Source organism: Paenibacillus sp. J22R232 (assembly GCF_056269165.1).
Map to the genome: position 1 here is coordinate 140,132 of NZ_JBWDNK010000013.1, position 10,901 is coordinate 151,032.

8 protein-coding genes and 1 tRNA gene are annotated in these 10,901 nt (G+C 48.4%); 7 read left to right on the top strand and 2 right to left on the bottom strand.

The window, feature by feature from the left end:
- The first annotated feature begins 74 nt into the window (after window positions 1–74).
- The 5 genes from polA to AC0YN3_RS26775 all read left to right on the top strand — a co-directional run bounded on the left by polA (window position 75) and on the right by AC0YN3_RS26775 (window position 5,677).
- Complete coding sequence (gene polA / locus AC0YN3_RS26755; RefSeq protein WP_475777960.1) at window positions 75–2,753, top strand: DNA polymerase I; 2,679 nt, start codon at window positions 75–77, stop codon at window positions 2,751–2,753.
- Between the two features lie 49 nt (window positions 2,754–2,802).
- Complete coding sequence (gene mutM / locus AC0YN3_RS26760; RefSeq protein WP_475777961.1) at window positions 2,803–3,657, top strand: DNA-formamidopyrimidine glycosylase; 855 nt, start codon at window positions 2,803–2,805, stop codon at window positions 3,655–3,657.
- 128 nt (window positions 3,658–3,785) lie between these two features.
- Entirely contained in the window at window positions 3,786–4,502 is a 717-nt protein-coding gene (locus AC0YN3_RS26765) for an MntP/YtaF family protein (protein WP_475777962.1), read from the top strand.
- Between the two features lie 15 nt (window positions 4,503–4,517).
- Window positions 4,518–5,114 (top strand): dephospho-CoA kinase, encoded by a 597-nt coding sequence (gene coaE / locus AC0YN3_RS26770; protein ID WP_475777963.1) that lies wholly within the window; start codon window positions 4,518–4,520, stop codon window positions 5,112–5,114.
- The gene (locus tag AC0YN3_RS26775; RefSeq protein WP_475777979.1) at window positions 5,111–5,677 is read left to right on the top strand and encodes a lytic transglycosylase domain-containing protein; all 567 of its coding nucleotides are present in this window, start codon (window positions 5,111–5,113) and stop codon (window positions 5,675–5,677) included. Before coaE ends, AC0YN3_RS26775 begins: the two co-directional genes overlap by 4 nt.
- A 110-nt stretch (window positions 5,678–5,787) precedes the next feature.
- On the opposite strand, the gene AC0YN3_RS26780 is transcribed toward AC0YN3_RS26775, so the two are convergent.
- Entirely contained in the window at window positions 5,788–6,006 is a 219-nt protein-coding gene (locus tag AC0YN3_RS26780) for an alpha/beta-type small acid-soluble spore protein (protein WP_053377233.1), read from the bottom strand.
- A 143-nt stretch (window positions 6,007–6,149) separates the two neighbouring features.
- Between AC0YN3_RS26780 and nrdR the strand changes: the two genes are divergently transcribed.
- Together nrdR and AC0YN3_RS26790 are read left to right on the top strand one after the other, a co-directional pair.
- Window positions 6,150–6,632 carry a transcriptional regulator NrdR gene (gene nrdR, locus AC0YN3_RS26785; RefSeq protein WP_183560458.1) on the top strand — a complete coding sequence of 161 codons (483 nt, stop codon included), beginning with the start codon at window positions 6,150–6,152 and terminating at the stop codon, window positions 6,630–6,632.
- A 106-nt stretch (window positions 6,633–6,738) separates the two neighbouring features.
- Window positions 6,739–6,814: transfer RNA gene (locus AC0YN3_RS26790), tRNA-Ala, on the top strand.
- A 339-nt stretch (window positions 6,815–7,153) separates the two neighbouring features.
- On the opposite strand, the gene AC0YN3_RS26795 is transcribed toward AC0YN3_RS26790, so the two are convergent.
- The gene (locus tag AC0YN3_RS26795) at window positions 7,154–10,750 is read right to left on the bottom strand and encodes an FG-GAP-like repeat-containing protein (protein WP_475777980.1); all 3,597 of its coding nucleotides are present in this window, start codon (window positions 10,748–10,750) and stop codon (window positions 7,154–7,156) included.
- Between the last annotated feature and the right edge of the window lie 151 nt (window positions 10,751–10,901).

A 10,901-nucleotide genomic window follows, 5' to 3' on the forward strand; every position in this document is an offset into this window, starting at 1 on the left:
GCGATGCTTGGGGAAAGCCGTTTTTGTGCTATAATGGAACGTATGAAAGCTACATAAAGAAGGTGTGATTCCTTATGGAAAAATGGATGCTCATTGATGGAAATAGTATCATATACCGCGCGTTTTTTGCGATTCCGCCGCTCACGAATTCGTCCGGCAGCCATACGAACGCGATATTCGGATTTACGACCATGCTGCTCAAGCTGCTGGAGCAGGAAAAACCGACGCATGTGCTGGTCGCGTTCGATGCCGGAAAGGTTACGTTCCGCCACGAAGGCTATGCGGAATACAAAGGCGGAAGGCAGAAGACGCCGCCTGAGCTGTCGGAGCAATTCCCCGTGCTCAAAGAGCTGCTGGGCGCTTTTAATATTTCGCAGTACGAGCTGGCCGGATATGAGGCGGATGACATTATCGGCACGCTAACGAAGGCTGCCGACGACAAAGGCGTCGAGACATTCGTCGTAACCGGGGACAAGGATATGCTGCAGCTTGCCTCCGATAAGGTGACGATCGCGGTTACGCGCAAAGGTGTCAGCGAGGTTGACCTGTATACGCCTGAAGCTATCCAAGAAAAATACGGACTGGTGCCGATGCAGATTATCGATCTGAAGGGCCTGATGGGCGATGTCTCCGATAATATCCCGGGCGTACCCGGCGTTGGAGAGAAGACGGCGCTGAAGCTGCTGCATGAGCACGGCACAGTAGAGAATGTCCTTGCCAACCTGGACAAGCTGAAGGGGAAACTGAAGGAAAACATCGAGACGCATAAGGACGATGCGGAGATGAGCAAGAAGCTGGCGACGATCTTCCGCGAGGTGCCGTTCGAGAAAAGCATAGACGAGCTCAGCTATGCGGGTTATGACGGGCCCAAGCTGGCCGAAGCTTTCCGCAAACTCGAATTCAAGTCATTGATTGAGCGGCTGCAGCTTGGGGCGGAAGCAGGCGATATGGAAGAAGAAGCGCAGGCCGCAGCGGCAGACCTGTCGATCCATGTGATTGAATCCGAGGAGCATAAGGACGCGCTTGACCGACTGGTAGGCATACTCGGCAAAACAGATAAAAACGGCCTCTACATCGAAGCGATTGGCGAAAACCCGCATCATGCTGAGCTGATCGGTCTCGCAATTGCTGCGGAAGATGCCGTATTCGCAATGCCTTACTCGGTGTTAAAGCAACCTTTTGCAGCTAAGCTGCGCGACTGGCTGGAACAAGCGGACAAGCCCAAATACGGCTTTGACCTGCATAAGGTGGAGCTTGCGCTCAAATGGAGCGGAATTGTCTTCGAGGGCTCAGCCTTCGACGTCCAGCTCGCCGCATACCTGCTTGACCCAACCGAAGCGAGCCAGACGCTGAGCGGCATCAACGAGAAGCAAGGACTGTCCCTGCTGCCGCCGGATGAAGCGGTATACGGGAAGGGCGCGAAGTTCAAAGTGCCGGATGCGGATACGTTATACCGGCATTTGGCTCTGAAGGCGGAAGCGGTTCGGAAGCTGGTGCCGCTGTTAACCGAGGAGCTCGGCAATACGGGAATGAGCAAGCTTTATTTTGACATGGAGCATCCCTTGTCCCGTATACTCGCCGGTATGGAGTTCCAGGGCATCAAGGTGAAATCCGAGGAGCTGGAGGCGCTTGGCCGGAACCTGGAGGGGCAGCTTACGACGATCATTAGCAACGTGTACAAGCTCGCCGGGATGGAATTCAACATTGGTTCACCTAAGCAGTTAGGCGAGGTTTTGTTCGAGAAGCTGGGACTGCCCGCCAAGAAAAAGACGAAAACAGGCTATTCAACGGATGCAGAGGTGCTTGAGGAGCTTGCTCCTTATCATGACATTATTCCGCTCATCCTGCATTACCGCCAGCTCTCCAAGCTGCAGTCCACTTATGTAGAAGGGCTGCTGAAGGAGGTACGCAAGGAAACGGGCAAGATCCATACCTATTACCGCCAGACGATTGCAGCTACGGGCCGACTAAGCAGCCAGTTCCCGAACCTGCAGAATATTCCGATCCGCTTGGAAGAAGGACGCCAAATCCGCAAGGCATTCGTCCCGTCTGAGCCTGGCTGGTCCATTGTCGCAGCCGACTATTCGCAGATTGAGCTACGCGTGCTTGCCCACATTGCAGATGACGAGAACATGAAGGAAGCTTTCATACACGATATGGATATCCATACGAAGACGGCGATGGATGTGTTCGGCGTAACCGCGGAAGAGGTGGACTCCAATATGCGCCGCTCGGCGAAGGCGGTTAACTTCGGTATCGTCTATGGCATCAGCGATTTTGGCTTGTCGCAGAATCTGGGCATTACGCGTAATGAGGCAGGAAAGTTTATCGCGGATTACAAAGAAGTATTCAAAGGCGTTCGCCAATATATGCATGATATCGTGCAGCAAGCTAAGCGCGACGGCTACGTGGCGACGCTGCTGGAGCGCAGGCGTTATCTGAACGACATTAACGCTTCCAATTTCAACCTTCGTTCCTTTGCGGAGCGGACGGCGATGAATACGCCTATTCAGGGTACGGCAGCCGATATTATCAAGCTGGCGATGGTGCATATGGACGCGACACTGCGCGAGCGCAAGCTGAAGAGCCGCATGCTGCTGCAGGTACACGATGAGCTCGTATTCGAAGTGCCGCAGGAGGAGCTGGAGCTGATGAAGACGCTGGTGCCGGAAGTCATGGCTGGCGCGCTTAAGCTGGACGTTCCGCTTAAGGCCGATATGAGTTTCGGTGACAATTGGTATGAAGCAAAGTAACCCGCTGGCGCGCTGTTTCGGGTATAATGGTTGTTGAGGTGAGGAGAAAATGCCTGAATTGCCAGAGGTAGAAACCGTTAGAAGAACATTGATCGAACTTGTCGCGGGAAAACGAATCCAGTCCGTTACGGTTAAACTCCCGCGTATTATACAGCGCCCTGCTGAGCCCGAGCAGTTCGCAGATGCTTTGGCCGGACATACGATCCAAACCGTTGAGCGCCGCGGCAAATTTCTGCGGATCATCCTGGACGGTCTCGTCCTGGTCTCGCATTTGCGCATGGAAGGCCGCTATGGCGTGTTCCCTTCGGATGAGCCGATCGAGCTGCATACGCATGTGATATTCCATTTCGAGGACGGTACGGATCTCCGCTACAAGGACGTGCGACAATTCGGCACGATGCATCTGTTCGCAGCAGGGCAGGAGCTGGAGCTGCCGCCGCTGAACAAGCTGGGGATAGAGCCGCTTGAGCCGGACTTTACCGTTGAATTGCTGCGAAGCAAGCTGGAGAAGCGGGCAACGAAAATTAAGCCTCTGCTGCTCAATCAAGAGCATATTGTCGGACTTGGCAACATTTATGTGGATGAAGCGCTGTTTCAGGCTCGCATTCATCCAGAGCGTTCCCCCGGTTCACTGAAGCCGGCAGAGTGGAAACGGTTGTACGAGGCAATAAGGTCGACGCTTGCGCATGCGGTAGAAGCAGGCGGTTCATCGATCAAGTCTTACGTGAACGGGCAAGGTGAGATGGGGATGTTCCAGCATCAACTGCTCGTCTACGGCAAGAAGGATGAGCCATGCCCGAACTGCTCGAGACCGATTCATAAATTCGTCGTTGGCGGAAGAGGCACGCATATTTGCAGTAAATGCCAGACATTGGAGGAAGCAGGACAGGCCAAGGCAAAGTAGCTTTTTGGATCGACAAGCACAGACAAATACTCCCCGCATATGATAGATGTGTTACGAACAATAGGCGAATGACTACTCACAGCATCTGAGTGAGCCGGATATTCGCCGTGCGGGGAGGGACTTTACGATTGTTCGCGCATGTTGCTTCATTGTTAGTGCTTGCTTTTGCCGTTAGCTTGGATGGATTCGGTGTTGGCGTTACGTACGGCTTGCGGAGAATTCGCATCCCAATGCTGTCGGTACTTATCATTGCTTGCTGCTCGGGTTTGATTATTTATTTATCCATGCAGGTTGGCGGCCTGCTGACCAGTTTTCTGTCCGAATTCGCTGCGCGGCTCATTGGTGCCTGCGTGCTCATTCTCATCGGAGGCTGGGCGCTGCTGCAGCTTAGAAAAGGAAAGCATGCTGACGAGCCGGGCGATTCCGAGGATGCTTCGCGGCTTGAGAGTGCAGCGGCGGCTGAAGGCAGTCCGCATGCCCATGCGGGCGAGATCGCGAGCGCTGCCCTAGTTGTCATGGTTGAGCTGAAGCGGCTGGGTCTGGTCATTCAGATTCTAAGAACGCCGCAAGCTGCCGATGTCGACAAATCCGGAACGATCTCCGCATCGGAAGCGGTCATGCTTGGCGTGGCGTTGTCGCTTGATGCATTCGGTGCCGGTCTTGGAGCAGCATTGATCGGTTTGCCTTCCTTGCTGACGGCTTTGACGATCGCGGCTGCAAGTGCCATCTTCTTGATAGGGGGCATGCGTTTCGGCTTTCGCTTCTCGGGCTGGAGAGGCATGCAAACATTATCTTTGCTTCCAGGCATATTATTGATCATGATGGGAATCATGAAGCTGTTATAATTAGAGGTGAAATGGATGAGAATCGGATTAACCGGCGGTATTGCCAGCGGTAAGAGCACTATCGCCAACATGCTGGTGGAACGCGGTGCGCTGCTGGTCGATGCCGATCAAGTCGCAAGAGAGGTCGTGCTTCCGGGCCAGCCGGCACTGGAGGCAATTGCCTCTACGTTTGGACAAGCTGTTATTGAAAGCGACGGCTCTCTTAACCGCAAGGAGCTTGGAGCTATCGTTTTTCAGGATAAAAGCATGCTGAAGAAGCTTGAAGCCATTACGCACCCGGCGATTCGCGCAAGCATGCAGGCGACTATACATACCTACGCGGAACAATTTCCGAACCGGCTGATCATAGCTGACGTGCCGCTGTTGTACGAAACCAAGCAGGAAGAGCTGTATGATGGCATAATGGTCGTCTACGTGCCTGCTGAGCTGCAGAAGGTTCGATTAATGGCGCGGAATCAAGTAACGGAAGAAGAAGCCGTTCGCCGGATAGCGCTGCAGATGGATATTGAACAGAAACGTGCGCTAGCTGACTTTGTCATTGACAACAGCGGATCGCTTGACGAAACGAAACGCCAGCTGGATGCATTCTGGGAAAGTCAGTGCTTGCTATGAGAGTGCTGCTGAAGAAAAGAGTGCTTCTGGTATTGTTGCTGGGGCTGCTGACGATTATGTTTTTGAAATCGGACTGGCTGGCCACGTTGATGTATCCGGTGAAATACAAAGACGATATTCGGGCCAGCGCATCCAATTACGAGGTTGAACCTCATTTGGTTGCCGCGATTATACGCAGTGAAACGAATTACCAGACAGGCAAGGATTCAAAAAAAGGCGCTTTGGGCTTGATGCAAATTATGCCGGATACGGCAGAGTGGGTCGTGAAAAAGGCTGGCTTTCAGGATGTTACGGAGGATACGCTTCGGCATCGCGCGGATGTCAGCATTGAGGTTGGATCTTGGTATTTGAAGTCGTTGAACCAGCAGTTTGATGAGAATATGGTCGCTACCGTCGCTGCGTATAATGCTGGGCCGGGCAATGTTCGGAAATGGCTGGATACGGGCGTGTGGGATGGATCGATGGAAAAGGTAAAGGAAATCCCATTCGGCGAGACGAGGTACTATGTACAGCGGGTTATTTATTATTATAATAAGTATAAGGATTTATATCCTAGCTTTTAATCCAATCGAGCAATTGCCAAATCGAAAATACAATGAAGCCTTGGTGGCCCGCCTCTTCATGGACGGGCCCAGCCAAAGCTTCCGTTATTCATACAACTTTTAATGAATCATTATTTGTATTGACCAGCAAGGGATTGCTCGGCAATTTGCACTAGGCGGCGGGTAATGTATCCCCCGATGGAGCCTGCGTCTTTTGTAGCCATGTTGCCGTAGTATCCGTCTTGCGGAATTGCGATGCCTAGCTCTTGAGCAACTTCATATTTCATTTGATCAAGGGCAGCTGTCGCTTGTGGCACTACCAATTGGTTACTGCTGCGGGATGCGCTCATGTATGTTCACCTCCTTGCGGTTGGTAAAAGTATTATGTGCAAAAATCGAAACTTCATTACAGGAATTACATGGAAATTAAAATTTTTTTTGAATAGCCGATTTATAAGGCATTCCGCGAACAGGAAAGGAGGCAATATCCGTTATGAAATGCCCATACTGCGACTATGCCGGAACGAAAGTATTAGACTCCAGGCCAGCCAACGAGAACAAATCAATCCGCCGTCGACGCGAGTGTGAGAAGTGCAGCCGCCGATTCACAACTTTCGAAATGATTGAAGAAACGCCTCTTATTGTCATCAAGAAGGATGGTAGCCGTGAAGAGTTCAGCCGCGACAAAATTTTGCGCGGTCTCATCCGAGCCTGCGAGAAGCGGCCCGTACCTGTTGAGCGTCTCGAGGTTATCGTATCTGAGGTAGAGAAGGAGCTTCGCACCACGGCACATGCTGAGGTCGACAGCAGCGACATAGGAGCCATCGTCATGAATGAGCTGTATCCGGTGGATGAGGTAGCTTACGTCCGCTTTGCGTCCGTTTATCGTCAATTCAAGGATATCGATATGTTCATGAAGGAGCTTAATAACCTGTTATCCAAGCATCCGCTCAACAGCATGATAGATAAAGATTGACAGATCTTAGCACCATATGCTAAGATCAATCTTGTCGTCATTTGCGCAAATAAGAGGAAATGCTTTACTGCTCAGAAGATGAAAATACCAGCATTAGATTGATTCTGGGGGCTTAGCTCAGCTGGGAGAGCGCTTGCATGGCATGCAAGAGGTCAGCGGTTCGATCCCGCTAGTCTCCACCAAATTAAACACTCAAGCAACCCGGCAGGGTTGCTTTTTTATTGTTGGCTTGGCCGAGATCGAACCAAATTAAGGCGTTCCGCTCGCAGGAAATCGGAAGCGGACAAGCATGGCAAATTCTTACGGGTAGCCTGCCGTTACGTGCATAGAGTACGGAACAATGAGAGTATGACGATCTCTAGTGCAGATGAGATCAGCCGTTTCAGCCATAACAAAGAAAAACTGCCCATCCCTGTCACAGCCAGGTTTGGGCAGATTCTCTTTGTTAGTTGAATGTCTTCAGAAGGCGTTTCGCCGTTCCAATAAAAGCCGGGGAATAGTCCGCGTCTATCATTATGCGATTACTTATTAATCAAATCTGCTTGCTGTAAGAATCTTGTTACAATAGCAGCAGTTTGCGCACGTGATAGGTGAGTTGCTGCTGTTAGATGTTGATTATCGCCTTGCATGATATTGTTCATGACCATAAGTGCGACGGCTTTCTTCGCCCAACCAGCAACTTGTTGACTGTCCTCAAACGAAATTAATGCTTGATCCGCTTCGGAATCCGTCACGGTCGACGCAAGCGAAGTGATCGCCATCGCTCTAGATAAGATGACAGCGGCTTCTTGCCTTGTGATCGTCTGATTAGGCCTAATTGTATGATCCTCAAAACCTTGAACAAGTTGATACGTTAAAGCCGCTTGTACAACAGATGCATACCAATCCGAGGACTTTACATCTAGTGGCAAGTTGATTTGCCCAACTGGCTTCAAGCCCAATGCTCTAACCACAATCGCGAGAAACTCTGCACGGGTGATATCTTGATCAGGTTGAAAGGTTGTTGCTGTAACACCATTGATAATGAGGCGCGAAGCCATGTTATTGACATCATTTTGACTCCAATGTCCTTGTACGTCGGCGAATTTCTTCGAATTCCAGATAATCGAATAGGTACTATTCGTTAAGCTATTCATGACGGCATGTAGTTTGCCGTCTTTTGTAAAGATATTCGTTGGAATGTGGGATATCGTTCCATCTTCATTTAATACGACGCCAGTTGTTATTTGAGTCGGATCGGTTAAATTCGGCAGTACAATCTCACGTGACACATAACGATCGAATCGATCGATCTTAAGGGTACGGTCTCCATACGTAGCAATAATTTCAAAATTAATCGCTGGAGCAGCCAAACTCACATCTTGGTTTGCAGCGGCAGTTGCAACCAACTGTTTACTTTCGGCAGAAGCTTTTCCCATACGAATGCTTAGCGTAATCTCTTCTGGCTTTACGTTATTGCCAAACTGAGACGCGATTTGATCAATCAATAGCTGATTCGATTGAATGGTATAAATAGCATCTTTGGTGTCAATTTTAATAACGGTATCTGTTTTATCCAATGATTTAATGATTTTACCGTTCAATTCTGTCTGGATTACATCTGATTTGGAAGTGACTGGAATAATGAGTGTTTGACTGTTCTTACCTTCCAGCACGGCAATCAATTTCTCGGTATCAAGGGATACAATCGTCGTCGATTGTCCACCTACAACAATTTCTTTTAACGTCGCTATTTTATCTAGCTTTACACCATCCAATATAATGGAGGTATCTGGATTTGTATTAACTGGTTGTGTGGCTGGTGGTCCACTTTCCGTAACTTTAGGAACGAAGCTTTTGATAATCGTGACATTGTCGGCATAGTAGTTTGCCGTAGCTAGATCATCTTTACCATCGTTATTGAAATCGCCAGCCGCAACCGACCGAGGCATGACATCGGTATTATAACTATTTTCCAAGCTAAAAGTGCCCGTGCCATCGCCCATAAATACAGACAGTGACCGTAATAAAGCAGGAACTGCAATATCCAACTTCCCATCACCGTTAAAATCACCAACTGCTAGCGAAAAAACCTGATTCGAAAATGTCGAAATCGTTTCCTCGCGAAATGTGCCCGTTTGATCCCCAAAGAGAATATGAAGTGAATATTCTGATGGACCATTAATAGCAACCGCTATATCAGCCCATCCATCACGGTTAAAATCACCTGAAGCAAGCGCGCTTGGTTCGTAGATGCCCCCATATTCGTCACCAGCGGTAAACGTCCCATCCCCTTGTCCATTCAGAATATATACGTTCTTCGTTCCCTTGTTAGCTATAGCCAGATCGATCATGCCATCATCATTAAAATGACCGGAAACGATGGAATTGGGTGAAGCGATTCGATTATCAACGGGATGATCTTCTAGCTGAAATTCCCCATTGCCGTCTCCAAGCAACACGCTTAGATGGTTTGATCCTGTATGGGCTACAGCTAGATCGGGAGTATTGTCTCCATTAAAATCAGCAACAGCAATTGTTCTAGCATTAGAACCGGCTACGGTGCTGGATACAACACTTTTGCTAATAAATGATCCTGTCCCATCGTTTAATAACCTTGTTATGGTATTATCACCGGAATTAGCAATGACCAGATCTTGTTTGCCATCGAGGTTAAGGTCAACTGACAACAGTTGAACGGGCTTGCTCCCAACCTCATAATGAATAGCGGCTGCAAACTGACCTTTTCCATTACCACGCATGATGGACACATTATTAGAATTAAAATTTGCCGTTGCGATATCCAACTTCCCATCTCCGTCAAAGTCGAAACTTGTAACTGACGAGGGTTGACTGCCGTTAACCTCATAATTAACGGATGCAAGCAGCGTTCCGTCTCCTCTACCTAATAAAACGGAAGAAAAATTAATATTATTACCAAATTCATCATAATTCGCGGCGACCACGTCCAATTTAAGATCCGAATTGAAATCAGCAATAACGACCTGCGAGTAAGAACCTTGTACAGCATATCGATCTGCGGCTTGCAAGGATAGCACGGATCCTGCACTATCATTTAATAAAATGGATACTTGAGTTGCCTCCGAACAACCAACGGCCAAATCAAGATCACCATCACCGTCTAGATCAGCGAGAGCAAGCGAGTATGGATCATCGAGAGCGGGTACGTATGAACTTGGACAGCTAGCCTTAAATTTCGCGGCAGATGCAAATGAACCTTGTCCGTCACCTTGAAGAATAGAGATCCCAGCCGAATCTCCAGTAGTAACCGCTACGATATCCGCATGACCATCCCCATTCATATCTCCAATAATAGATGTTCTTGGGTTGTTCCCAATTGAATATTCAGTAGTTGACATCGACGATAAGTTCCCATTATTAGTTAAAATAGAAACTTTCCCTTCATTACTATGGGTAATAATAAAATCTAAATTGCCATCCCCGTTAATGTCACCGGCAGTAATAGAGCTAGGCTCATAATCTACTCGAATCGGGAACGGCTCACTAAATGTGAGCGTCCCATCCGATTGTGGAGATTCACCGAGCAACAATACAATCTGATGCTCATTTGTAAGCGAGTCACGGTTAGATACAGCCAAATCGATAAACGAATCTTTGTTGAAATCCCCTATCGTAACTGAACTAGGCGTAAATGTGCTGTAGTCGAAGCTGTCGATATAGACATTATAATTTACCGTGGACTTAAACTCCCCATCTGCTTGACCTATCAGTACAGAAACCGTGCTAGAATGAATATCACTAGCTCCATTCCCGCTGTTAGCCGTTACAATATCTGCGATGTTATCCCCATTCAGATCGCCAACAGCTACATCACTAGGCTTCATACCAACCGGATAATGTTTCTCTTGATAAAGACCAGAACGATCATTAAGTAGAATGGAAACCTGGTTCTCATATGAATTCGCAGTTGCTAGATCAGGTAGTCCATCCTTATTAAAATCACCAACAGCCATCGCATTAGGCTGAGCGCCTAATCCGATGTTCTCCGCTCCTTCAAAGTTTGATTTGCCTATTGCGGTAGTAGGTAGAATAAGTACAAATAAACATAAACTTAAAACAATTAATTTTAATCTCCTAGAACTAGATTTCTTCGACATAATTCTCAAAATTTCCAACTCCCCTACATATTTCGACGCTTTTACTCGCGTGAATATAACATAAAATATTCCAGTTCGTCAATATAAACCTCTATGTAACAGCGGCTTGCATACTTGTTTATAGTATAATATAGCAGCCGTTAGATTCACC

What these genes read in the sequence shown, in the direction of transcription:
- polA (WP_475777960.1), top strand. Translation starts at nt 75, where the DNA reads ATGGAAAAATGGATGCTCATTGATGGAAATAGTATCATATACCGCGCG.
- AC0YN3_RS26780 (WP_053377233.1), bottom strand. Translation starts at nt 6,006, where the DNA reads ATGAGCGCATCCCGCAGCAGTAACCAATTGGTAGTGCCACAAGCGACA.
- coaE (WP_475777963.1), top strand. Translation starts at nt 4,518, where the DNA reads ATGAGAATCGGATTAACCGGCGGTATTGCCAGCGGTAAGAGCACTATC.
- mutM (WP_475777961.1), top strand. Translation starts at nt 2,803, where the DNA reads ATGCCTGAATTGCCAGAGGTAGAAACCGTTAGAAGAACATTGATCGAA.
- AC0YN3_RS26795 (WP_475777980.1), bottom strand. Translation starts at nt 10,750, where the DNA reads ATGTCGAAGAAATCTAGTTCTAGGAGATTAAAATTAATTGTTTTAAGT.
- AC0YN3_RS26775 (WP_475777979.1), top strand. Translation starts at nt 5,111, where the DNA reads ATGAGAGTGCTGCTGAAGAAAAGAGTGCTTCTGGTATTGTTGCTGGGG.
- nrdR (WP_183560458.1), top strand. Translation starts at nt 6,150, where the DNA reads ATGAAATGCCCATACTGCGACTATGCCGGAACGAAAGTATTAGACTCC.